19 protein-coding genes, 1 tRNA gene and 1 pseudogene are annotated in these 23,806 nt (G+C 75.8%); 14 read left to right on the top strand and 7 right to left on the bottom strand.

The window, feature by feature from the left end:
- Window positions 1-285 precede the first annotated feature (285 nt).
- Window positions 286-1,266, bottom strand: coding sequence for a Gfo/Idh/MocA family oxidoreductase (locus IHE55_RS09985; protein ID WP_197991910.1), 981 nt, complete (start codon window positions 1,264-1,266; stop codon window positions 286-288).
- Window positions 1,267-1,472: 206 nt separating this feature from the next.
- On the opposite strand from IHE55_RS09985, the gene IHE55_RS09980 reads away from it, so the two are divergent.
- From IHE55_RS09980 to IHE55_RS09930, 11 genes and pseudogenes are all read left to right on the top strand, one after another.
- A complete protein-coding gene (locus IHE55_RS09980; protein ID WP_307826594.1) occupies window positions 1,473-2,816 on the top strand; it encodes an ROK family protein in 1,344 nt (447 codons plus the stop codon).
- 882 nt (window positions 2,817-3,698) lie between these two features.
- A complete protein-coding gene (locus IHE55_RS09975) occupies window positions 3,699-4,877 on the top strand; it encodes an ICP22 family protein (RefSeq protein ID WP_197988704.1) in 1,179 nt (392 codons plus the stop codon).
- A gap of 79 nt (window positions 4,878-4,956) precedes the next feature.
- A pseudogene (locus IHE55_RS09970) lies at window positions 4,957-5,712 on the top strand (GntR family transcriptional regulator); the annotation flags it as partial.
- Between the two features lie 626 nt (window positions 5,713-6,338).
- Entirely contained in the window at window positions 6,339-7,460 is a 1,122-nt protein-coding gene (locus IHE55_RS09965) for a TIGR03364 family FAD-dependent oxidoreductase (protein ID WP_197988703.1), read from the top strand.
- A gap of 4 nt (window positions 7,461-7,464) precedes the next feature.
- Complete coding sequence (locus IHE55_RS09960; protein ID WP_197988702.1) at window positions 7,465-8,331, top strand: phosphonatase-like hydrolase; 867 nt, start codon at window positions 7,465-7,467, stop codon at window positions 8,329-8,331.
- A gap of 110 nt (window positions 8,332-8,441) precedes the next feature.
- Window positions 8,442-9,680: an ABC transporter ATP-binding protein gene (locus IHE55_RS09955; RefSeq protein ID WP_307826866.1), complete on the top strand. Its 1,239-nt coding sequence runs from the start codon at window positions 8,442-8,444 to the stop codon at window positions 9,678-9,680.
- Window positions 9,590-10,426: a 2-aminoethylphosphonate ABC transporter permease subunit gene (locus tag IHE55_RS09950; protein WP_307826593.1), complete on the top strand. Its 837-nt coding sequence runs from the start codon at window positions 9,590-9,592 to the stop codon at window positions 10,424-10,426. Before IHE55_RS09955 ends, IHE55_RS09950 begins: the two co-directional genes overlap by 91 nt.
- The gene (locus tag IHE55_RS09945) at window positions 10,413-11,210 is read left to right on the top strand and encodes an ABC transporter permease (protein ID WP_197988700.1); all 798 of its coding nucleotides are present in this window, start codon (window positions 10,413-10,415) and stop codon (window positions 11,208-11,210) included. The genes IHE55_RS09950 and IHE55_RS09945 overlap by 14 nt, the downstream gene beginning before the upstream one ends.
- Window positions 11,211-11,363: 153 nt before the next feature.
- Window positions 11,364-12,431, top strand: a complete 1,068-nt coding sequence (locus IHE55_RS09940; protein ID WP_197988699.1) for a 2-aminoethylphosphonate ABC transporter substrate-binding protein — start codon at window positions 11,364-11,366, stop codon at window positions 12,429-12,431.
- A 165-nt stretch (window positions 12,432-12,596) separates the two neighbouring features.
- On the top strand, window positions 12,597-13,376 hold the full coding sequence (locus IHE55_RS09935; RefSeq protein ID WP_197988698.1) for an HAD-IIA family hydrolase: 780 nt from the start codon (window positions 12,597-12,599) through the stop codon (window positions 13,374-13,376).
- 111 nt (window positions 13,377-13,487) lie between these two features.
- Window positions 13,488-14,156, top strand: a complete 669-nt coding sequence (locus IHE55_RS09930) for a hypothetical protein (RefSeq protein ID WP_197988697.1) — start codon at window positions 13,488-13,490, stop codon at window positions 14,154-14,156.
- A gap of 98 nt (window positions 14,157-14,254) precedes the next feature.
- Here the strand turns inward: IHE55_RS09930 and glxA are convergent, their stop codons facing one another.
- The 3 genes from glxA to IHE55_RS09915 form a co-directional block, all read right to left on the bottom strand.
- Window positions 14,255-16,213 (bottom strand): radical copper oxidase GlxA, encoded by a 1,959-nt coding sequence (gene glxA, locus IHE55_RS09925; RefSeq protein ID WP_197988696.1) that lies wholly within the window; start codon window positions 16,211-16,213, stop codon window positions 14,255-14,257.
- Between the two features lie 390 nt (window positions 16,214-16,603).
- Window positions 16,604-17,305: a FadR/GntR family transcriptional regulator gene (locus IHE55_RS09920; RefSeq protein WP_197988695.1), complete on the bottom strand. Its 702-nt coding sequence runs from the start codon at window positions 17,303-17,305 to the stop codon at window positions 16,604-16,606.
- 135 nt (window positions 17,306-17,440) lie between these two features.
- Window positions 17,441-17,514: transfer RNA gene (locus IHE55_RS09915), tRNA-Lys, on the bottom strand.
- 558 nt (window positions 17,515-18,072) lie between these two features.
- Between IHE55_RS09915 and IHE55_RS09910 the strand changes: the two genes are divergently transcribed.
- Window positions 18,073-18,666, top strand: a complete 594-nt coding sequence (locus IHE55_RS09910; RefSeq protein ID WP_197988694.1) for a lytic polysaccharide monooxygenase auxiliary activity family 9 protein — start codon at window positions 18,073-18,075, stop codon at window positions 18,664-18,666.
- 127 nt (window positions 18,667-18,793) lie between these two features.
- On the opposite strand, the gene IHE55_RS09905 is transcribed toward IHE55_RS09910, so the two are convergent.
- The 3 genes from IHE55_RS09905 to IHE55_RS32225 form a co-directional block, all read right to left on the bottom strand.
- Window positions 18,794-19,624, bottom strand: a complete 831-nt coding sequence (locus tag IHE55_RS09905) for a cytochrome c biogenesis CcdA family protein (protein ID WP_197988693.1) — start codon at window positions 19,622-19,624, stop codon at window positions 18,794-18,796.
- A gap of 5 nt (window positions 19,625-19,629) precedes the next feature.
- Window positions 19,630-20,448: a DsbA family protein gene (locus IHE55_RS09900; protein ID WP_197988692.1), complete on the bottom strand. Its 819-nt coding sequence runs from the start codon at window positions 20,446-20,448 to the stop codon at window positions 19,630-19,632.
- Window positions 20,449-20,921: 473 nt separating this feature from the next.
- Entirely contained in the window at window positions 20,922-21,626 is a 705-nt protein-coding gene (locus IHE55_RS32225) for a hypothetical protein (protein ID WP_197988691.1), read from the bottom strand.
- A 519-nt stretch (window positions 21,627-22,145) separates the two neighbouring features.
- Between IHE55_RS32225 and IHE55_RS09890 the strand changes: the two genes are divergently transcribed.
- Entirely contained in the window at window positions 22,146-22,946 is an 801-nt protein-coding gene (locus IHE55_RS09890) for a response regulator transcription factor (protein ID WP_232265511.1), read from the top strand.
- 38 nt (window positions 22,947-22,984) lie between these two features.
- Window positions 22,985-23,746 carry a response regulator transcription factor gene (locus tag IHE55_RS09885; protein ID WP_197988690.1) on the top strand — a complete coding sequence of 254 codons (762 nt, stop codon included), beginning with the start codon at window positions 22,985-22,987 and terminating at the stop codon, window positions 23,744-23,746.
- The last annotated feature ends 60 nt before the right edge of the window (window positions 23,747-23,806 follow it).

Genomic DNA, 23,806 nt, shown 5'->3' with positions numbered 1-23,806 from the left:
GCCGGGTCGTGCCGGGGTCGGGTCGCGCCGAAGCGATGGAGCGCCGGGCCGGGCCGTGACGCGCCGCGCGGGCGGCGGGGCCGGGCCGGCCCGGGGGCGGTCGCGGGGACCGGGGACCGCTTCATGGTCCCCGGGGCCGGGCCTGCGGCTCGCGCCCGGCCCCGCGGCTTGCGCCCGGCCGTGCCCGGCCCCGGGCTTGCGCCCGGTCCCCGGTTCGCGCCGGCCGTGCCGGGTGTCCGGTTCGCTCCGGGACGCTCCCGGCTCCCGGCCGGGGCGGCCGTCGGCTCAGGCGGCCCCGGTGATCGGCACCGTACGGCCGCCGGCGGCGGAGATCCGGGCGGCCTCCAGGACCCGCAGCGCCTCGGCGGCCTCCCGGGCCGTCACCGGGGGCGCACCGCCGTCCCGGAGCGCGGCGGCCACGGCCGCGTAGAACGCCGGGTAGTCGCCGGGCAGGGACGGCACCGGGTCGCCGCCGCCGGTCGCCGGGGACTCCCCGGCGCCCAGCCGTCCCCAGGCGGACTCCGGCTCCACGCCCCACCGTTCGCCCTCGGTGCCCGGCCGCCGGCCTTCGCGGAGTGCGGCCTCCTGCGGGTCGAGCCCGTACTTCACGTATCCGGCGCGGCTGCCCAGGACCCGGAAGCGCGGTCCGAGCTGGGCGGTGGTGGCGCTCATCCACAGGTGACTGCGGACGCCACCGGTGTGGGTGAGGGCGATGAACACGTCGTCGTCCGCCTCGGCGCCGGGGCGCCGGACGTCCATCTCGGCGTAGACGGACGCAGCCGGGCCGAACAGGGTCAGCGCCTGGTCCACGAGGTGGCTGCCCAGGTCGTACAGCAGACCGCCGATCTGGGCCGGGTCGCCGGACTCCCGCCAGCCGCCCTTCGGCTTCGGCCGCCACCGTTCGAACCGCGACTCGAAGCGCTGTACGTCCCCGAGTGCGCCCTGGTCCAGCAGGTGGCGGAGGGTGCGGAAGTCGTTGTCCCAGCGCCGGTTCTGGAAGGCCGTCAGCAGCAGGCCGCGCTCCTCGGCGAGCGCGGCCAGCTCCTCGGCCTCGGCGGCGGTGGCCGCGAGCGGCTTGTCCACCACCACCGGGAGTCCGGCGGTCAGTGCCGCCCGGGCGAGCGGGACGTGGGTGCGGTTGGGGGAGGCGATGACGATCAGGTCCAGCTCCGCGGCCCGCGGCCACAGCTCCTCGGGCGAGGCCGCGCACCGCACCCGCGGATGCTCGGCGACCGCCTGCCGCCGCCGGTCGGGGTCGCCGAGCATCCGCGGGTGCGGGGGTGCCAGGAGTGCCAACCATGCTTGCACTTTGGCAACGCTGTTGCCGAAGTGCAAGCGCGGGGGAGAATGCCGACGTGTCCCACCCCGATCAGCACCCCCGTCCCCGCCCCCACCCGCGTGCACCCGGGACGCCCGGGTCGTCCGGACCAGCCTGGTCGCCCGGAGTGCCCGGGTCGCCCGGAGCCGGTGCCGTGGGGGCCGGGAGTTCCGGTGCCCGGGCCGCCGGTGCCACGCCCCCCGGGGCCGGTGCCCGGCCGGCGGGCGGGGCGGGCGCCAATCTGGCCGCGCTGCGCGGCCACAACACCGCGCTGGTCCTCGGACTGCTGCGGGACGCCGGCCCGGCGGGGCTGAGCCGGCTGGAGCTGGCCGGGCGCACCGGGCTCACCCCGCAGGCGGTCAGCAAGATCACCGCGCGGCTGCGGGCGGAGGGCCTGGCGGCGGAGGCGGGCCGGCGCCCCTCCACCGGCGGCAAGCCCCGCACCGTACTGCGTCTGGAGCGCCGGGCGCGCAGCGCGGTGGGGCTCCACCTGGACCGGGACCGGCTCACCACGGCGGTCACCGACCTCACCGGCGAGCCGTACGTGGTGCGGGAGGTACCGCTGGACCTGGCCGCCGGGGCGGCGGCGGTGCTGGAGACGGTGACCGCCGAGGTGGCGGCGGTGCTGGCGGCGGCGGGCGGCCCGGTGCTCGGGGTGGGCGTCGCGGTGCCGGGGCCGCTGGACCACCGCGCCGGGGTGCTGCGCCGGGTGACCGGCGCACCGCACTGGAACGGCTTCCCGCTGCGGGCCGCGCTGGCCGAACGGCTGGGCCTGCCGGTCGTCCTCGACAAGGACACCAATGCCGCCGCACTGGCGCTGGCACTCGGCGAGGCGCGCCCGGAGGACACCGGCGGGAGGAACCCGGGGCCGGGGGGTACGGACGACGGGCAGACGGGCGGAGGGGACACGGGCGACGGGTTGTCGGGTCCGGGGCTGGTCGGCGACGGGTTGTCGGGTCCGGGGGAGGCCGGCGACGGGTTGTCTGGTCCGGGGGCGGGGCGCTCGTTCGCGTACCTGCACCTGGGCACCGGACTGGGCGCCGGGCTGGTGCTCGACGGTGAGGTCTACCGGGGGGCGCGCACCGACGCCGGCGAGTTCGGCCACCAGGTGATCCAGCTCGACGGGCCGCCGTGCGGCTGCGGCAACCGCGGGTGCGTCGAGGCGCTCTGCCTGGCGGCGGTGGCCGACGGGGACCCGGCGCGGGCGGCTCGGCTGCTCGGGGTGGGCACGGCCAACCTGGTGCGGCTGCTCGACATCGACCGGGTGCTGCTGGGCGGCCGGACCGTGTCGGAGGACCCCGCACCGTATCTGCGCGGGGTGCGCGAGGTGCTGGCCGAGGATGCGCGGCGGCGCGGGGTCCGCCCGGTGCCGGTGAGCGCGGCGGCCGGCCCGGGCCCCGGCGCGCGGACCGTGGTGACGGGCGCCGCGCAACTGGTGCTGGCGCCGCTCTTCGCCCGGGGGATACGGCCCCGCGCGGCCGGCCCGGGCGCCGGCTGACCGGGTGGCGGGGCGGGCTGCCCCCCGGGCCCGGTCGGTCCGCGGCCCCGGCGGGGGGTCGGTTGCCGGGTGCCGGCACGGAGGCGTACCCGGGCCGGAGACGGTGCCCGGGACGGGGGGCCGGGTGGGGAGGCGGCCGTGCCGGGACCGGACGACCGCCCGGACCGGGGCGGGGACGGCCTCGCCGGGCGCGGTTGCCCGAAGGGGTCCGGACAGCCGGCGGGTGCGGTGCCGGAGTGCCTCGTGGGGCCGCCGCCGCGGGCGGATGCCGACGGTGGCCGTCCGATCGACTGCCGGGGTCGGGGGCCGGTCCGCGGCCGGCGAGGTCCGGGAGAACGGCTGTCGACCGGGCGGCTGCCGGGACGGCGTGTCCGGAGCGGGGCCACGACACCACGGAGACGGCTGTGTGAGGGCGGGACCCAGGCCGATGGTGTCCGGTCGGGCGCCGGGGATGGCGGCGCAGGGCGGCCCGCCGGGACGGCGGCTCGGGTACGGGTGCCGAGGGCCGGGGTCGGGCCAGCCACCACAAGGGGACCTGACCGCGGGCAGGACCGGACACCGTCGCCCCCGGGGAGAACGGCAAGGGCCGGAGGGTGAGCTCAGGGTACGGGCCGGGCGGGCCGGCAGGGGGCCGGGGGACGAGGCCCGGGCCCGAACACGCGCCGGGCAGGGGGTCGGGGCGCGCCCGGACACGGGCCCGGGCCGGTGCCCGGACACGGCCCGGGCGGCTGCCGGACACGGGCCGGGGGCGGGGGGCGCGCTGGGCCGTTCGGGGCAATCGGGCCCACCGGTAGGAGGGTGTCGGGGCCGGCTCCGGGGTGTCGCCGCCCGGTCGGGGGAAGGGCGCTGGTAGCCCGCAAAGCACGGCAGCAAAGGTTGGTCATGCGTCTGCCCACCGCCCCCGTGGTCTGTGCCGTCCTGGTCGTGGCCACGGCCCCGGCGACCGCCGTCAGCCCCTCCGCCGCGGCCACGGCCCCGGCCACCGCCGTCGCGCCGTCCGTCATCCGCTCCTCCGTGGCGGCCCCGGCCACCGCGGCCGGCCCTCCCGTCGCGGTCGTCGCGTCGGCGGCGGACGGCGCCCCCGCCGACGCCACCCCGCCCCCGGACCGGGCACCGCGCCGGGTCCGGGGCCACCTCGCGGCGCCGGCTCCGGTCTGCGGCGACCGGGACGGTCCCGGGCTCCCGTTGCGCGCCGTGCTCGACAACGGACCCAGCACCTTCCCGCGCGGCGGCTACTGGCGCGCCTGGCACCTGAAGCTGACGAACACCACGCGCCGGGCGTGCCGGGCGGTCCACCCCGTGGTGGTGATCACCGGCCGCGACGGGGATTTGCGCCCGCGCCACATCCGGTTCGAGTTCTACGACGACCGGGCCGAACGGTGGCGCGCGGTGCGGTTCGAGACCACCGACGCGGACGAGAACGTGGGCGCCTTCACGGGCGAGGGCTTCGGCGGGTTCACGGTGGAGCCGGGGCGCACGCTCACCACGGCACTGCGCGCCCGCTTCACCGGCGGCGCCCCGGTCGGGCCGGCCACCGCGAGCGTCACCACCGTGCAGCGCCGGGGCGACGACGGGGACTGGGTGGGCCAGTCCGGTGACGTCCCGTTCCGTGTCACCGAGGGGGACGGCGGCACCGGGGAGGCCGGCGACGGCGACCGGCGGGAGGAGCCGGACCCGGCCGGCCCGGGAGACGCGGGCCGGGACCCGGAGGCGGACCCGGACGACGGGCCCGGCGGGCGGCGGGAGCCCGGCACCGGCGCGGACCGCGAGGGTGTCCAGGGGCCGGACGGGGAACCCGGGGCGGCCCGCGGCGACGGCTCCCGGGACGGAACCGCGCCCGGCGGCAGCCCCGCGGGCGGCGCCGACGAGCCGGATGCCGGCCGGCCGGGCGCCGGCGAGCCCGGTGCGGCCGGCCCCTTCCCGCCCCCCGAACTCGCCCGCACCGGACCGCCGGAGCAGCCGGCCCGGGGCACCCTGCTGCCGCTCACCCTGGCCGGCGCGGGCTGTCTGCTCGGCGGTTCCGCGCTGCTGGCCCTCGCCCGCCGGCTGCGCCACCGCTGAGCCGGGCGACCGGCCGGCCGCACCCGGGGCCGGCGGGCACGGGGAACGCGGCGCGGTGATCGGATGCGAGGATCAAGGGGTGGACTACCCCTACGACCGGACACCCGGGGCACCGATCCGGGCCGGCATCCCCGAACACGGCCGGGTCCCCAAGTACTACGCGGTCAAGGCGCGGATCGCGGGCCTGCTCGACGAGTTGGGCGAGGGCGGGCTGCTGCCCACCGAACGCGAACTGGCGCTGCGGTACGAGGTGTCGCGCGAGACCGTGCGGCAGGCGCTGCGCGAACTGCTGCTGGAGGGCCGACTGCGCCGGCACGGACGCGGCACTGTGGTCGCCGGGCCCAAGCTGGAACAGCCGCTGGCGCTGGCCAGTTACACCGAGGGCGTCCGCCGGCAGGGCCGCCGCCCCGGCCGCAACCTCATCGGGCTCGACCGTTTCCCGTGCCCGCCGCAGCTCGCGGCGGAGATCGGTGCGGAGCCCGGGGACCCGGTGTGGCACATGGAACGGGTGCTGCTCGCCGACGACGAGCGGGTGGGACTGGAGAGCACCTTCGTGCCGGTGGCACGGGCGCCCCGGCTGGACACCGACTTCCAGCCCGACTCGTCTTTCTACGCCTACCTCAGCGAGCGGCTGGGACTGCGCTTCGGCGACGCCGACGAGCGGCTGGAGACCGTGCTCGCCACGCCCCGCGAGGCCCTGCTGATCGGAACCCCGCCCGCCCTGCCGATGCTGCTGATCCACCGGGTCTCCCGGGACACCGAGGGGCGCCCGCTGGAACGGGTGCGGTCGCTGTACCGGGGCGACCGCTTCAGCTTCTCCGTCCACCTGGGCGGCGGCCCCGGCGAGCACGGGGCGGGTGCTCCGGACGCGCACGCCGGGAATCCCGCGGGGGACCATCCCGGCGACCACCCCGCCGACCATCCCCGGGATCCCGCCGGCGACCACCCCGACGAACTTTCCGGCCCCGGACCGGTCTGACGAACTCCCCGGCCCCGGGCCGGTGTCCGGACCGGGCCCCGGCCGGAGCCGGGCGGCCGGGAGGCCCGGGGCCGGCCGGCTGAGGCGGGGGCACCCCGGCGCCCGGGGCGCCCCCCGCGGCCCCTCCACCTCGCCCCTGCGCCCCGCTCGCCCCGGCCCCGCTACGGGCGTGCCCGCCCGGACCCCGGCCCGGCCCGGCCACGGACGTGCAACCGCGCCGGCCCCCGGCCCTTCCGCCCGGCCCCCCGGTTGACCATGCTCGTGGCCCACGCCCGGCCCCGGGCGTTCCCTCGCACGCCCCGGCCCTCCACCCCCGGCCGCCGTCCCACGACCCGCCCACCGCGACCGCGCCGCGCCCCTCCGACCTCACCCTCATCAGGTCACGAAATGATAACGGGTCTAGGCCAAATGTGCTTGGCTGTTCACCATGGCGTTGCCGCACGGTCGTGTGCGGGTCACCGCTGAAAAGGAGCGTTGCCGACGTGAGAGTGATAGTCGTCGGAGCCGGCGTGGTGGGAACCATGCACGCCTGGCACGCCATGGAACGCGGCCACGAGGTCGTCCACATCGAGCGCGAGGCCGAGGCGCGCGGTGCGAGTCTGCGGAACTTCGGTCTGATCTGGGTGAGCGGACGGGCCGACGGCCCCGAGGCGAAGACCGCCCTGCGCGCCCGGGAGCTGTGGGAGGGCATCGGGGCCCGCGTGCCGGAGCTGGGCTTCCGGCCCAACGGCTCGCTCACCCTGGTGCGTACCGAGCCGGAGCTGGCGGTCGCCGAGGCCGCCGCGGCCCGCCCGGACGCCGCCGTCCGGGGCATGAAGCTGCTGACCCCGGCCGAGGCACGGGAGATCAACCCCGCGCTGCGCGGCGAGTTCGCCGCCGCGCTGTGGTGCGAGCGGGACGCCGCCGTGGAGCCGCGCACCGCGCAGCTCGCGCTGCGGCAGGCGCTGCTCGCCTCCGGCCGGTACACCTTCCTGCCCGGCCGCGAGGTGCGCGAGGTGGTCGGCGAGGGCGCCGTCCGCGACGACCACGGGGAGATCCACCGCGGCGACGTGGTGGTGCTGTGCACCGGCGCCTGGCTGGGCGGACTCGTCCGCGAGCTGGCCCCGGACCTGCCGGTGCGCCGGGTCCGGCTGCAGATGATGCAGACCGACCCGCTCGGCGAGCCGCTCACCACCTCGGTGGCCGACGCCGACTCCTTCCGCTACTACCCGGCGTACGCCGGCGAGGCCCTGGACGCGCTCAACGCGGACCAGCCGCAGCCGGCCACCGCCGCCGAACACCGGATGCAGCTGCTGATGGTGCAGCGCCGCGACGGCGGACTGACCATCGGCGACACCCACGAGTACGAGCACCCCTTCGGCTTCGACGTCGTCGAGGACCCCTACGACCACCTCACCGAGGTCGTCGAGGGCTTCCTGGGCCGCCCGCTGCCGAAGATCCGCAGGCGCTGGGCCGGCGTCTACGCCCAGTGCCTGGACACCCGCGCGGTGGTGCACCGGCAGCGGGTGGGCGACGGGGTGTGGCTGGTCACCGGGCCCGGCGGGCGCGGTATGACCTGCTCCCCGGCGATCGCCGAGACCACCGCCGACACCCTGGGCTGGTGACACCATGACCACGACGAACCACGACCGTACGACCGTGACCGGCACCGAAACGGCGACCGGCACAGCGTCCGGCACCGAAACCACGACCGCCACCGCCCCCGCGCCGGCCGCCGGCCGCACCGCAGGCGCCGACCGGATCCGGCTGGTGGTGCTCGACATGGCCGGCACCACCGTCGCCGACGACGGCCTGGTGGAGCGGGCGTTCGGCGCCGCCGCGCAGGAGCTGGGCGTGGTGCCCGGGTCCGACGAGCACGCCGGTCACCTGGCGTACGTCCGCGCCACCATGGGCGAGTCCAAGATCTCCGTCTTCCGCCACCTGTTCGGGGACGAGGAGCGGGCGCAGCGCGCCAACGCCGCCTTCGAACGGGCCTACGCGGAGCTGGTGGACGCCGGGCACTGCGTCCCGCTGCCCGGCGCCCGGGAGGCGATCGAGCGGCTGCGGGCCGAGGGCCGCACGGTCGTCCTCACCACCGGCTTCGCCCGCCCCACCCAGGAGGCGATCCTCGCCGCCCTCGGCTGGGACCGCGGCCTGGTGGACCTGACCCTGTGCCCGGTCGAGTCGGACGACCCGGCCGCCGCCCTGCGCGGCCGGCCGTACCCCGACATGGTGCTCGCCGCGCTGCTGCGCACCCGGGCCGCCGACGGGGTGCACCAGATCGCCGTCGCCGGCGACACCTCGTACGACATGCTCTCCGGCCGCCGGGCCGGAGCGGGCCTCGTGGCGGGTGTGCTCACCGGCGCCCACCGCGAACCCGCGCTGCGCGCGGCCGGCGCCACCGCGGTGCTGCCGTCGGTGGCCCAGCTGCCGGACGCCATCGCCGTGTGGGAGCGGACCGTTGCCGCCGCGGACACGCCGGAGGCCGGGCCGTGACCGGACGGGACACCGTGCACCCCGCGCGCGGCGCGACGACGGCGGGTTCCCCCGCCCCGGCCGGGGACACCCCCGGCCGGGGCGGGGGGCCCGGCCCGGGCCCGGACGCCGTGGCCGCCCGCCCGGCCGTCGCCGGCCCGGCCGCCGGCGCCCCGCGCCCGGCCGGCGGCATCCGCTTCGACGAGGTGTCCGTCGCCTACGGCGGCACCACCGTCCTGGACCGCCTGGACCTGACCGTCGAGCCCGGTGAGGTGATGGCGCTGCTGGGCCCGTCCGGCTCCGGCAAGACCACCGCCCTGCGCGCGGTCGCCGGGTTCGTCCGGCCGGCCGCCGGACGGGTGCTGATCGGCGGGGAGGACGTCACCGACCTGCCGCCCCACCGGCGCGGCATCGGCATGGTGGTGCAGAGCTACGCCCTCTTCCCGCACCTGCGCGTCGAGCAGAACGTGGCCTTCGGCCTCAAGGCGCAGAAGGCCCCGCGCCGGGAGATCCCCGGCCGGGTCGCCGAGGCGCTGGAGATGACCGGCATGGCCGGGTACGCCCGCCGCTACCCGCGGGAGCTGTCCGGCGGGCAGCAGCAGCGGGTCGCCATCGCACGGGCGCTGGCCATCCGGCCGCGGGTGCTGCTGCTGGACGAACCGCTCTCCGCGCTCGACGCCCAGCTCCGCTCCGGGATGCTCGCCGAACTCGCCCGGCTCCACCGGGAGCTGCCCGACGTGTCCATCCTCTACGTCACCCACGACCAGATCGAGGCGCTGACGCTGGCGGACCGGATCGCGGTGATGGACAAGGCGCGGCTGCGCGACGTGGGCACCCCGCAGGAGCTGTACCGGCGGCCGCGCACCGAGTTCACCGCCTCCTTCGTCGGCAACGCCAACCTGCTGCCGGTGACCGTCACCGACGGCGGGGCGCGGCTGGACGGCACCGAACTGACCCTGGACACCGGGGACGCGCTGCCGGGTGCCGCGGCCACCCTGTGCCTGCGGCCGCACCTGGTCGGGCTGGGCGAGGGCCCCAACACCCTGCGCGGCCGGATCACCGAGGTCCAGTGGCGCGGTGCCACCCACCGGCTGTACGTGGACGTCGGCGGTGCGCGGGAGTACGGCGTCAGCCATCACTCACCCCCGCCGCGAGCAGCACTCCGTCCTCGGGCCAGGACACCGCCCCGGCCGCCCGGAGCAAGGGCGCAGCTCCCGGTGAGGGCGCCGCCCCCGGCAAGGGCACCGCGCCGGCCGGGGCCGCCCGACGGCCGCGCCGGGTGCCCGGCTGGCTGTGGACGCTGCCCCCGGTCGCCGCCCTGGGACTGGTCTTCCTCTACCCGCTGGTGCTGGTGGTCCGGCAGTCGGTGACCCCCGCCGACGGCGGCACCTCGCTGGAGCCGTACCGGGAGACGTTCGCCTCCGAGGCGTTCCGGGACGCGCTGACCACCACGGTGTGGATCGCCGCCGGCGCCACCGTCGGCTGCCTGGTGCTGGGCTTCCTGCTGGCCCTGGTCATCGCGTTCGTCCCGTTCCCCGGCGGCAAGGCGCTCAGCCGCTTCATCGACGTCTTCCTCTCCTTCCCGTCCTTCCTGATCACCCTCGCGCTGCTGTTCATCTACGGCACGGTGGGCATGGCCAACGGACTGTGGACGGAGACCACCGGGGCCGCCTCGGGCCCCTTCACCTTCCTGCACACCCCCTGGGGCGTGCTGCTCGCCGAGATCACCTACTTCACGCCGTTCGTGATGCGGCCGCTGCTGGCGGCGTTCTCCCAGATCGAGACCGCGCAGCTGGAGGCGGCCTCCTCGCTGGGCGCCCGGCCGCTGCGGATCATCCGTCAGGTGATCCTGCCCGAGGCGCTGCCCGCGCTCGCCGCCGGCGGCAGCCTGGTGCTGGTGATGTGCCTCAACGAGTTCGGCATCGTGCTGTTCACCGGCGCCAAGGACGTGACCACCCTCCCGATGCTCGTCTACGGCAAGGCCATCTACGACGGCGACTACACCGGCGCCTGCGTGGTGGCGGTGGTCAACATCGCGCTGTCGGTGGCGCTGTACGGCCTCTACCGGACGCTCGTCGGCAAGGCCACCGGAGGTGCCCGCCGTGCTCGTGCATAGCCGCAAGGCCCGCTGGGCGGTCTGGATCGTCTTCCTGCTGCTCTTCCTGCCGCTGTTCGCCCTGCCGTTCCTGGTGATCCTCGCCGCCTCGTTCGCGACCAACTGGAGCGGCGCGCTGCCCTCCGGGGCGACGCTGGAGCACTACCGGGACATCACCCACGGCGAGTCGATGGACGCGCTGACCACCAGTCTGCTCACCGCGCTCGCCGCCAGCCTGCTCGCGCTCGCCGCCGGCACCTGGGCGGCGCTCGCCGCCCGCTCGCTGCGGGGCCGCGGACGGCGGGTGATGGACGGCCTGTTCATGCTGCCGGTGGCCGTCCCCTCGGTGGTGGTCGGACTGTCCCTGCTGGTCGCCTTCTCCAAGCCCCCGCTGCTGCTCAACGGCACCCGGGAGATCGTCGTCATGGCGCACACGGTGCTGGTCACCGCCTTCGCCTACCAGTCGGTGTCGGCGGCCGTCGCCCGGCTGGACCCGGTCTACGAACAGGCCGCCGCCAGCCTCGGCGCCCGCCCGGCGTACGTCCTGTGGCGGGTGAAGCTGCCCCTGCTGCTGCCCTCCCTGACCGCCGCCGCGGGCCTGTGCTTCGCCCTGTCCATGGGCGAGCTGAGCGCCACGATGATGCTCTACCCGCCGGACTGGCTGCCGCTGCCGGTGAAGATCTACGGGGCCACCGACCGGGGCGCGCTGTTCACCGGCGCCGCACTGGCCACGGTGATGATGACCACCACCCTGCTGGTGCTGCTGGTGATGTCCCGGGTCCGCAACCGCGCCAGCTACCGCTGACCGGCCCTCCCGCACCCCGTACCGCCGACCGGCCCTCCCCGCACCCCGGCCCGGCCGGCCGCCCCGTTCGCCCCCTGCCCTCCTCCTCACGTACGTCCCGCGCGCACCCACCCGACACCCTCCGCGCGCCGTTCCCCAAGGAGTTCCTCCGTCATGTCCCTGCGCACCCACGTCCGGTCCGTCGCCGCCGGAGCCGGCGCCGTCGCCCTGCTCACCTCGCTCACCGCGTGCTCGGGCTCGACCGACAGCAACGCCAAGGAGATCACCGTCTACAGCGCGGACGGGCTGCACTCCGCCGACGGCAAGGGCTTCTACAACAAGGTCTTCAAGGACTTCGAGAAGAAGACCGGCATCGAGGTGAAGTACGTCGAGGGCGGCTCCGGGGAGATGGTGCAGCGCCTGACCCGGGAGAAGTCCAACAACAAGGCGGACGTGGTGGTGACCCTGCCGCCGTTCATCCAGCAGGCCGACGAGCGCGGCCTGCTGGAGCCCTACCGCCCGGCCGGCTCGCACAAGATCGCCCCGGGCGACCGGTCCGCCGACGGCACCTGGACGCCGGTGGTCAACAACTACTTCTCCTTCATCTACAACAGCGAGCAGCTCCCCGCCGCGCCGAAGACCTGGGAGGACCTGCTGGACAAAAAGTTCGAGAACCGGCTGCAGTACTCCACCCCCGGCGTCGCCGGCGACGGCACCGCGCTGGTCATCAAGGCCATGCACGACTTCGGCGGCGAGGAGCCCGCCATGGCCTACCTGAAGAAGCTCCAGAAGAACAACGTCGGCCCCTCCCCGTCCACCGGCGCCCTGGAGCCCAAGGTGGACAAGGGCGAACTGCTGGTGGCCAACGGCGACGTGCAGATGAACTACGCCGATGCCAAGGCGTCGTACCCCAACAACAAGATCTTCTTCCCGGCCGTCGCCGCGGACCGCAAGCCGACCACCTTCGCGCTGCCCTACGCGGCCGGGCTGGTGAAGAACGCGCCGCACGAGAAGAACGCCCGGAAGTTCCTCGACTACCTGCTCTCCCCGGAGGTGCAGGAGCAGGTGAGCCCGGTGGCCGGCGGCTTCCCGGTGCGGCAGGACGTGGAGGCGGTCGGCGAGGACGCGGTCGCGCTGCGGAAGATCCTGGACGGCGTGGAGATCTTCACCCCCGACTGGCGGGACATCAGCGAGAACCTGGACGAGTACGTGAAGGCGTGGAAGGAGGCCACCGGCAGCTGACCGGCCCTCCCCGCCGGTCGCCCCGGCCACCGGGCTCACCTGCTCCTGCACCTCCGGGGAGAGCAGGTAGTCGAGGAACTGCGCTTACCCTTGGGGCGTCGGCACAGCACAGCGCGGTGCCGCCGACGCCCCAGGAAGACGCGGCGTACGTCAGGAGTGCGGCAAATGGCAGAGCGCAAGCCCATCGAGTCATGGCTCACCGACATGGACGGGGTGCTCATCCACGAGGGTGTCCCGGTCCCGGGCGCCGAGGCGTTCATCAGCCGGCTCCGGGAATCCGGCAAACCGTTCCTGGTGCTCACCAACAACTCCATCTACACCGCGCGCGACCTGCACGCCCGGCTGGCCCGGATGGGGCTGGACGTGCCGGTGCAGAACATCTGGACCTCCGCGCTGGCCACCGCCCAGTTCCTGGACGACCAGCGGCCCGGCGGCACCGCGTACGTCATCGGCGAGGCGGGGCTGACCACCGCGCTGCACGACATCGGGTACGTGCTCACCGACTCCGACCCCGACTACGTGGTCCTCGGCGAGACCCGCACCTACAGCTTCGAGGCGCTCACCAAGGCCATCCGGCTGATCAAGAAGGGCGCCCGGTTCATCGCCACCAACCCCGACGAGACCGGCCCGTCGCCGGAGGGGGTGCTGCCCGCCACCGGTTCGGTGGCCGCGCTGATCACCAAGGCCACCGGCCGCGACCCGTACTTCGTCGGCAAGCCCAACCCGCTGATGATGCGGGCCGGCCTCAACGCCATCGGGGCGCACTCCGAGACCAGCGCGATGATCGGCGACCGGATGGACACCGATGTGCTGGCCGGCCTGGAGGCGGGCATGGAGACCTTCCTGGTGCTCACCGGGCTCACCCGCAACGGGGAGATCGACCGCTACCCGTTCCGCCCCTCCCGGGTGGTGGACTCCATCGCGGACCTCGTCGAACTCGTCTGACCGGTTCACCCGGGAGGGCGACGCGCTCACCCGGCCGGCCCAGCGGCGGGCCCGCAGCGGATGCGCGGGCGCCCCGCGGGCATGAGCCTTCCGGAGTACGGGAGGTTCACCATGCGTTCCCTTCGCACCACCGTCCGCGCCGTCGCCGTCGCTGTCGCCGTCACCGCCGGGGCGTGGGCGACGGCCGCCGTGCCCGCCGCCGCCGACGGGACCGGTGACGGCAGCGCCGGCGGGCACGGCCGGCTCCGGGTGGCCCCCGCCCCGGTGGGCGCCGGCGGCCTGGTGTGGCTGACGGTCTCCGGCTGCCGGGACGGGGCGGCCACCGCGACCTCCACCGCGTTCGCCGCGACGGCGCGGCTCACCCCGTCCGGCCGGGCTCCCGGGGAACTGACCGGACCGGCGCGGATCGGCCGCGACCCGGCCGAGGGCACCCACATCGTCTACGCCGCCTGCGGGGTGAAGGAACCCGGCCGGGCCGGGGTGCGGGTGGTGGCCCGGGCGCCGCTCACCGTGGCCGCGGACGCCGCCGCCCCGGAACCCGGCGGGCACCCCCCGGGGCGGACCGGCCCGCCGCCCGCGCCCCCCTGGACGGTGCCCGCGCCGGTGGACCCGGTCCGCGCGGGCGGCGGGGGCGCCGCGCGCCGCGCCGAGGAGGAGTCCATCGGCCCCGCGGAGGCGTACGGGCTGGCACTGGCCGGGGGCGCGGCGCTGGTCGTCGGCGCCCGCGCCGTGCGCCGCGGCCGGGCCGGCCGGGCGGCCCGCTCCCGGCCCGGGGACTGACCGCCCCGGCCGGCGGGGCCCGTCGGCTCCGGCGTCCCGCGCGCCGGCTGCGGACGGTGCCCGGCCCGGGCGGGCGGTGCCCCGGACCATGCCCGGGGTCAGAAGGTGTCCACGTCCTCGTCGGCCGGGACCTTCACCCACACGGCCTCGGAGGGCACCCCCCGCGCGTCCACCACATGGAGCATGTACCAGCCGGGGGGCACCAGCGACGGGTCGTCGGGGAGGGTGACGGTGACGCCGCGCGCCGTGGCGCGGAACGTCAGCGCGATCGACTTCTGCTCCACGTTGGTGACGTGGGTGAACGAGCCGGGCCGGATCAGCCGCGCCTTGGCGATCCTCGTGGTGGTCCGGGTCCGGAACGTCGCCGTGCCGCCCCGCTTCACCTCCGACCGGGCGGGCCCGGTGATCCTCGGCCGCTCGCCCCGGTACAGATAGGGCGGGCTGTACAGGTCGATCTGCTGCTGGAACGTCCCCGGCCGGGTGTTCGCCCGGTCGGCGAAGAGCGAGTCCGAGCCGAAGGTCATCACCCGGCCGTCCGGCAGCAGCAGCGCGCCCGAGTGGTAGTTGCGGCCCACCAGGGGATCGGCGACCCGGCGGGAGGTGTTGCCGCGCGGGTCGTACACCTCCGCGCGCAGGACGTTGCTGCCGCCGCGGCCCCGGTAGCCGCCCGAACCGTTGGTGGTCAGCACGGTGTCGTCGGGGAGGATGACGCTGCTGGGGTAGCGGACCGCGGCGTACAGATCCGGCCCGTCGGTGAACCGCGGCTTCTCGGCGTGCAGGTCCACCAGACGGGTCCGGGCGGTGGACTTCTCGCTCTCGCCGACCCCGCCGCCGCCCAGCACCATGTACCGCTGGTCCTGGGCGGGCGGCAGCAGCACCGACATCGAGGTCTCCAGCGCGTCCGGGTCGCTGATCCCGGGCACCACGTCGAAGGTGTTGCGCTTCACGTCCCAGATGCCCGGGGTGCGGCCCTTGTCGGCCGGGCCGTACCCGGCGTTGGAGCCGGTGTAGAAGATCTTCCCCCCGTCGGTGAGGAAGAGCGCCGGATAGGTGGGGAAGAACCGCTCCTTCGGCAGATAGCTCCACTCCTTGGTCTTCGGGTCGTAGATCTCGTTCTTCCCCGGGACCACCTGGCCGATCTCGTCCAGACCGGAGACCGAGAGCACCTTTCCGTCCTGGAGGGTGGTGAGGGTGGGGTACCAGCGCGCCTCGTTCATCGGATCGACCGGGATGTACCTCTCCGCGACCGGATCGAATTCCCAGGCGTCCTTGATCCCCTGGAAATCCTTCTTGTCGAACGAGAGTTTCTGCGCGATGCCGTAGAAGTTCTGCCGGTCCTCACCCTTCAGCCCGGCGATCCGGTAATTGTCCTCGGTCCCCGTCTGGTACCGCCGGCCCTTGCGCAGCGCCTCGACGTAGACCCGCGCGGTGCTCGCCTCGACGGTGACCTCGCCGGTCACCGGGGACTGGGTCTTCTTGGCCCGCGGCACCAGCACCGGGTCCTGGGAGGCGAACGTCTTGCCGTTCCTCTTCCCGGTGAACAGGGTGCCGGCGGGGAAGGTCTTCGGTTTGTCGGGGTCCTCGTTGTGGACGAACATCAGGCCGCCGGCCTTCTCCACGTCCCCTTCCAGTTTCTCGTACCGCTGGGTGCCGCCGGCGACCAGCAGCCGGCCGTCCGGCAACTGGGTGTGCCCGGCACAGAACATGTCCTTCGGCGTCGGAATGTCGGTGAAGGTGTTCCTCGCCGGGTCCCAGAGCACCGAGCGGAACGACTTGGCGGCGAAGTTCTTGGCGTTGTTCCCGGAACCCGCGATGAGCAGGATCTTGCCGGTGTGCAGCAGCGCGGCGTGAATGGTGTTGATCCGGTATTTCTCCGGAACGTCCACCACCTTCCAGTGCCCGTTGCCGGCCTTGTACTCCGGCTGGTTGATCCGGTACTCGTGGTACCGCTCGGAACCGAACCGGTACAGGGCCGGGCCGTTCAGTCCGGCCAGCACCAGCACCACGGCGGTGCCGATGGCATGACGGCGGGTACGGCTGCTCGGTCGGTACTTCACGGATCACGCCCCTCAAGGCCGCAGTGCGTCTGGTCCGGGCTCCTGGCGTACGGCCGGCCGCCGGAGGCCGGGCGGCCCGCCGAAGAACAGACAAGAGGAAGAATCGCCGGGGAGGGCGCAGAAAACGGGCCGGGGCCGCCCGATTCACTCCCCGGGGTCAGCCGGGGGCGGTGCGCCCGGAGTAACGCGACGGTCCCGGCCGGTGGACCGCGGCGTGATCACGAAGGACCGCGACGGACCGCGACGGCGAAGGACCACGACGGACCACGGAGGATCCCGAAGGATCACGACGGACCGGGGCGGCCCGCGACGGAACACGGCGGCCCGCGGCAGGGGAGGGGCCGGGGCGCGGCGGCACCACGGCCGGCCGCGGTCCGGGCACGGGCCGGCTCAGCCGCGCGGGGGCGCCGGCTCGGACGGGGGCGCCTGGCGGAGCCGGGCCCGGATGTTGCCGAAGTGGTCGCGCACCGCGGCCTCGGCGCGCCCGGCGTCGCCGGACCGGACCGCCGCCAGGATCTCCCGGTGCTGCGCACAGGTGACCCGGGGGTCCTGGTGGACGTCGACCAGATCGGTACGGACCCGGTGGAAGGCGTCCCAGAACGCCGCCAGCACCTCGCTGAGCAGCAGGTTGTCCAGATGGCGGTGGAGCGCGGCGTGGAAGGCGCGGTCGGTGTCGGCGCCGATCGCGCCGGCGGCGGCCTCGTCCTCCATCCGGGCGACGATCGCCTCCAGCTCCAGCAGGTCGGCCTCGGGTATCCGCCCGGCCAGCCGCCCCACCAGGCCGGTCTCCACCGCCTCGCGCAGCTCCAGCAGCTGGAGCAGGCTGTCCTCGCCCCGGTAGTGGCCCGCGACGGTGCGGAAGATCAGCCCCTCGATCATCGGGGCCATCGACATCGGCCCGACGTAGGTGCCGAAACCGTGCCGGATCTCCACGATGCCCATGGCCTGGAGCGCCTTGAGCGCCTCGCGCACCGAGTTGCGGCTGACCCCGAGGAGCTCCATCAGCTCCGTCTCGGTGGGCAGCGGGGCGCCGGACGGCAGCCGCTGGTCGATGATCAGCTTCTTGATCCGCTCCTGGATGTCGCGTGCCATTCCGCGACTGTGCACCGCGACCTCCCCGTTTGACCAGCGGCGCGACCGGACGGCTCGGCGGCGCCGGGCCCGGCCGGCCGGGCCGGTACGACACAGGGCCCCCTCACCGACCGGTGAGGGGGCCCTGCTGAGACGTGCGCCGCCAGGGACTCGAACCCCGGACCCGCTGATTAAGAGTCAGCTGCTCTAACCAACTGAGCTAGCGGCGCGCGCTGACAGGAGAAATCCTACCTGACGCAAGAGGGTGCTCCGCGCCATGTCCGCCGCCGGGCCCCTGACCCCCGCCGCCGGGCCTCCGGCCCTCGCCACCAGTACCCCGGCGCCCGCGTCCCCGTCCCCGGGGCGGCCGGCCGCGCCCCCGCGGACGGGGATGACCCGGCCCGGACGCGGTCCGCCCGGGAGGCCGCCGCGGACCGTCCGGCCGGTGCCGTCGGCCGCCGGTGCGGTGCCGTCCGCCGCCGGCGAGGGCCCGCCGGCCCGGCGGCCACGGCCCGCCGTGGCCGAAACATTTCGGTGGGGCGGAGGCCGGAGGAATGGGCCCGGGAACCGGGGTGAAGTAGTTGTACATCCCCGCGTCATTGGTCTGGACATGACTATGGGTCGCCGTTAACCTCCGTGTTGGTCTAGACCGCAGCGCGGGGAGGAGCAGCGGCCCCCGTGCTCACCCCAGGGCGTCCCAGCAGCACCCAGCAGCACCCGCCACCCCCAGGTTCCACCCGCACCCCCACGTTCCCAGAGCCTTCCCCCACGTTCTCCAGGAGCGAAGCATGCGAAGGAAGATCAGCGCGGCAGCGGTGGGCATCGGCATCGCCGCCGCCTCCATCCTCGCCACCGGTGGGTCCGCCACCGGCCACGGTTACACCGAGTCGCCCATCAGCCGCCAGAAGCTGTGTGCCAACGGCACCGTGCAGAACTGCGGACAGATCCAGTGGGAGCCGCAGAGCGTCGAGGGCCCCAAGGGCTTCCCGAACGGCGGCCCGGCCGACGGCGCCATCTGCTCCGGCGGCAACGGCCAGTTCGCCCAGCTCGACGACCCGCGCGGCGGCAAGTGGCCGACCACCAAGCTGACCTCGGGCGCCGACCACACCTTCAACTGGCGGTTCACCGCGGCCCACGCCACCACCGACTGGCGCTACTACGTGACCAAGGACGGGTACGACCCGAGCCAGAAGGTCACCCGGGCCAACCTGGAACTCACCCCGTTCCTGACCGTCCCCTACAACGGCAAGCGCCCGCCGTTCACCTTCTCGCACACCGGCAAGCTGCCCAGCGGGAAGAGCGGCCACCACGTGATCGTCGCGGTGTGGACGATCGCGGACACCGGCAACGCCTTCTACGCCTGCTCGGACGTCCAGTTCTGACGGCCGGCCGGGACCGGGCCCGGTCGGTGGCGGCCGGCCGGGCGCGGTCCCGTACCGCGGCGGCCGGCCGGGCTCCGGCGCGGCCCCGCGCCGGGGGAGCGGCATCCGGGCGGCCCCGTCCGCCCCGCTACTCCTTCGGCGCGCGCAGCGCGATCCGGGCCAGCGCCACCGCCACCACCAGCGCGATCCCGGCGAGCAGCGCCAGGTCGGGCACCGCGTCACCGATCCGGCGCACCCGGCGCTCCAGCGCCAGCGCCTGACCGGCGTCGAGCGGCCCGGGCAGCGCGGCGGTGCCGTTGTACCGCAGGAACAGCACCCCGATGGCGATGAAGAACAGCCCCGACACCAGCGAGGTGGTGTGCAGCCGCAGCCGCCCCGCGCGCAGCTCCCGCCCGCGCAGCCAGCGCCGCCGGCCCAGGTCCCAGCGGTCCCAGCACAGCGCCAGCACGAACAGCGGCAGCGCCATCCCCAGCGCGTACACCGCCAGCATCGACGCCCCGTACACCGGGCTGCCGCTGACCGCGGTCACGGTCAGCACCGCGCCGAGGATCGGCCCGGCGCAGAAGCCCGCCAGCCCGTAGACCGAGCCCAGCAGATAGGTGGCCGCCGCGGAGGCCGCCGCCCGCGGGGTGATCCGGCCCGCGGTGCGCCCGGCCCGCCGCGAGGCGAAGCCCATCCCCAGGATCTGGGCGGCACCCAGCGCCACCACCGTCCAGCCGCCGATGGCGACCAGCAGGTCCCGGTGACCGTTGAAGAGCCGGCTGGCCGCGGTGGACGCGGCCCCCAGCGGCACCAGTGTGGTGGCGAGCCCCAGGTAGAAGATCCCGGTCCGGGCGAGCAGCCGGCCGGGCGAGGAGAGCGAGTACGCGAAGAAGGCGGGCAGCAGCAGCGCGCTGCACGGGCTGAGCAGGGCGAGCGCCCCGCCGAGGAACGCCGCCAGATAACCGATGTCGGCCACGCCGGTCACCGGCCGCCCGGCTCGTCACCGCCGGTGCCGCCGTCCGGCCGCCGCGCACCGTCCGCGCCGTCGGCGCCCTCCGTGCCGTCCGCGCCACCGTGCCGGGCCGCGGCGGCCGCGTCGTCGATCACCTCGGCGAAGACCGAGACGGGCTGGGCGCCCGCCACCGGACGGCCGTTGACCAGGAATGACGGGGTGGACTGCACACCCAGCCGGTACCCCTGCTCGCGGTCCCGCTCCAGGGCCGCCCCGGCCGCCTCGCCGTTCAGGTCCCGGCGGAAGCGGTCCAGGTCGGGCACCCCGCCGCGCCGGGCCAGCTCGACCAGCCGGTCCTCGGCCAGCGCGTCACCCTTGCGCGGGTGGGCGAACAGCTCGTCGTGGAACTCCCAGAACCGGCCCTGCCGGCCGGCCGCCCAGGAGGCCCGGGCGGCGCGCTCGGAGTCCGCGCCGAAGATGGGGAAGTTGCGGAACTCGATGCGTAGCAGGCCGCGCTCGACGTACCGCTCGACCAGCTCGGGCCGGGTCGTCCGGGCGAACTCCCCGCAGTAGGAGCACTGGTAGTCGGCGTACTCGACCAGGACCACCGGGGCGTCCGCCCGGCCCACGGCCATCGGGTCGCCCTCGGTCCGCCGGGCGCTGCGCCCGGTCAGCTCGTCGTACCGGCGCTGCTCGGCGCTCACCTCCGGGCGGTCCCCGGCCGGGCCGTGGTCGCGGACGCCGCCGCCGTCGTCGCCGAGGGCGAGCACGGTGAGGAAGACGGCGACGACGAAGGCGATGACGGCGCCGGTCGCCGCCAGTCGGCGGGTGGTGCTGGGTGCGGGCATGGGGGAGGACTCCGGATTCCGGTCGGGCAGAGCTGGGCGGACCGGGCCGGCCGGCCGGGACCCGCGTCGGCCGCCCGAACCGGGCGGCGGCACGCGGGACCCGGGGCGCGGCGGCCCGGGGGCATGGATGCCATGGTGGTACGGGGCGCACCGGCCGGGTGCGGCGGTACCGGTGCAGGGCGCGACAGGGCAGGGCACGGTGCGCGTCGGCACGGTACGGCCCGGCCCGGCCCGGCAGGGTGCGCGCCTACCCGGTGCCGACGGTGTGCGGCGCCCGCCCGTGCCGGTGCGCGGCGCGGTTCCGCCGGTGCGCGGGGGCAGGGCGTCGGTACGCCGCCGCCGCGGTCGCGGCGGTACGCGGTGCAGGTCACGCCCGCATCCGTATCCGCACCCGCGGCTGCGCGGGGGCAGGCGGTCGCGGCGGTGGGCGCCGGTACGCGGCGGTCGGCGGGCGGCCCGCCGTGACGGGACGCCTAGATGCGCAGGACCGGGAGGAGTTGGCACCGCCGGCCGGCACCGGGGCGGTGCCCGGGCGGCAGGGCGCGCGGGGTCCAGCCGTCCGGGGCGGCGAGCCGGGTGCCACCGAGGTGCGGCAGCGGGTCGGTGTGCCACCCGGGGGCGGGGGCCGCCAGAGTGCCGTCCGGTACCGGGACGCCGTCCGGGCGGCAGCGGACCGGCGCCCGCTCCTCGGCGGTGTCCCGCGCCGGTCCCTGGTGGACGGCGGTGGGGGCGGGCCGGGCGACGGTTCCGGCCGGCGCGACGGGCGTCCCGGTCGGCCGGGAGAACTCCCCGACCGGGCGGAGGCCCTCCGCGGCCCGCCGGGCGGCCGTCACCTCCCGGAGCGCGGCCGTCCCGTCCGGCCCGGCAGCGCCGTCGGCCGTCCGGGAAGCGTCGGCCGGCGGTCCGTCGACGGAACCGGAACCGGATGCGGAACCGGAACCGGGGCCGGCGACCGGGCCGGAGCCTTCCCCGGCCACGGCGGGAGCGCGGCCGGCGCCGGCCGGGGCCGCCCCCGTGCCGGTGGCCGCCGCGCCGGTGAGCGCCGGGCCGGACACCACCGCGAGGAGCACCCCGAGGGCCGCGAGGAGGACCAGGACCGCCGGGGCGGCGGGGCCGCCGGCCGGCCGGGGCGGGGGCATGACGGCGGAGGGCCCTGCGGCCCGGCCGTGCGGCGTCATCGCCTCCCCCTTACGGCTGAACTTTCATGATCCTCGCTGGATAGGTGGTCGAACCATGCTAGTGGGCGGCTGGAGGCGGGACGGCTGGTTGCCCCGGGCGACGTTGGCAGCAAGCGGACACCGGAGCGTGTGGATGGTCGCTCGCGGTCGCCCATCCGCTGCGGTCCGTGGCGACGGGCGTCCGCCCGGCCGCGTCGCGCGGCAGCTTGCTGCCAATCGACGGGCGACGACAGTTATACGGGCGTAGAAGTTGCCTGCGGACGGCGGCCTTTGCCAAACCTTCATCTCACTGGGTGCGTTGACGCCGTTGCTGTGTGCGAATTAATGTCATCACGGTTTTAGCTCGATGATCGCCTCGCGTAATAGGGCAATGAATTCCTCGGGTCAGGAGCCAGGTGGTGAGCGGGGGATTGGTTCCAGCCGGGGTTTACGCAGCCCCGGTGCGCCGGGCTTAACGCAGCCCCGGTGAACGACAATTGTCTGCACGCCGGACCAGGGGAAGTCATGGTTGCTGTTCCGATGATGTCCGATCCTGAACAGGGGAGCGTGGCGGCCGGCCGGCCGTTCGCCGCGGCCGGAATCGCCCCGGCCGGCCCGGAGACGGACCGGGTGGAACAGGCCCTGCTGGCGGCCCGGGACCTGATCGAGGCGACCGTCGTCCGGCACCGCCGGGAGCTGGCCCGGTCCTCGCTGGCCGGCGCGGCCCACGCGGAGACCGTGGAGCGGCTGGTGCGCGGTGCCACCCAGAGCGTGAGCGCGGTCCTCACCGGCGCCGAGCAGGAGGCCCCGCTGCTGGCCGCGCTGGGCCGGCTGGCCGCGGCCGGCGGTGACCAGGTCACCGTGAAACTGCTGTGCCTGCCCGGGGCGGTGCACACCGGCCGGCTGCGGACCACCCCGCGCCCCTTCCCGCGCTTCGAGGTACGGGTCGCCGACGCCGAACTGGAGGAGACCCTCCTGGTGGACTCCCGCACCGCCTACGTGCGGCCGGACCCGGAGCGGCCGGGCCGGGCCGGCTCGGTGGTGGAGGACTCGCTCACCGTCCAGGCGGTCGAGCTGCTCTTCGCCGGTGCCTGGGCGAACGGGGTGGGCCTGGCGGACTACCCGCGGCTGACGGGCCGGCTGTGCCCGCGGTCCGCGCGGCGGATCCTGGAGTGCCTGCGCACCGGCCACACCGACGAGGTGGCGGCCCGGGAGATGAAGGTCTCGCTGCGCACCTACCGCCGGTACGTCGCGGAGGTGATGCGGGAACTGGGCGCCAGCTCCCGCTTCCAGGCCGGCGTGCGCGCGGTGGAACTGGGACTCCTGCCCGGCCGGCCGTGACCGTGCCGGACACCTCACTGCCGTCGGGAGGCGGGAGCATGACCGACCGTACGCGGCCCGGGGAGGACGGGGCGGCCGGCGGCGGGGACGGCGGCGACCCCCTCGACCAGACGCTGCGCGCGGTCCGCGAACTCATCGAGTCCACCGTCGCCGAGCACCGGGCGCGCCGGAGCCGCAACCGGCTGGTGACCGAGGTCGGGGTGGACGACGCGGGGCTGCGCGAGGCGGCCGAGCGGCTCGCCGTCCGGGCCCGGTACAACCTGGAGCTGGTGCTGCCGTGCGCCGGCGGCCGGACGTCGCCGGTGCACACCGCCCTGGCCGGACTGCTGGACCTGGCCGCCCCGGCGGTGGCGGTGCGCGCGCTGTGCGCCCAGCCGCCGCCCGGCTGGGAGACCCGCGGCGAGGTGCGGACCGCGAAGGTGGCGCTGCCCGCCCTGGTGATCGCCGACTCCGCCACCGCGCTGATCTGCGCCGAGTCGCCCGCCGGCCGGCAGACCTCGCTGGTCCGGGACCCGGCGGTGGCCCGGACGCTGCACTCCCTGTTCGGCAGCGTCTGGGGCGGTGCCACCCCGGTGGCCGGGCCGTTCGACTTCGGCAACCGGGCGCGGGCGGACATGGTGCGCCGGGTGCTGGAGCGGCTGCGGGACGGGGTGACCGACGAGGCCGCCGCCCGCGAGCTGTCGGTTTCGGTGCGCACCTACCGCCGTTACGTCACCCACATCCTGGAACTGCTGGGCGCCAGCTCCCGCTTCCAGGCCGGGGTGCGCGCCACCGAACTGGGCATCCTGCGGGACCGCTGAGACGGCGTTCCCGGCCGGTGCGGGAATTGGGGAAAACGGCGCACCCGAGGCCGCCGGCCG

The organism is Streptomyces pactum (assembly GCF_016031615.1).
Classification (GTDB): Bacteria; Actinomycetota; Actinomycetes; order Streptomycetales; family Streptomycetaceae; genus Streptomyces; species Streptomyces pactus.
Note: the sequence above shows the minus strand (reverse complement) of the source record. Positions and strands in the feature narration are given on the sequence as shown.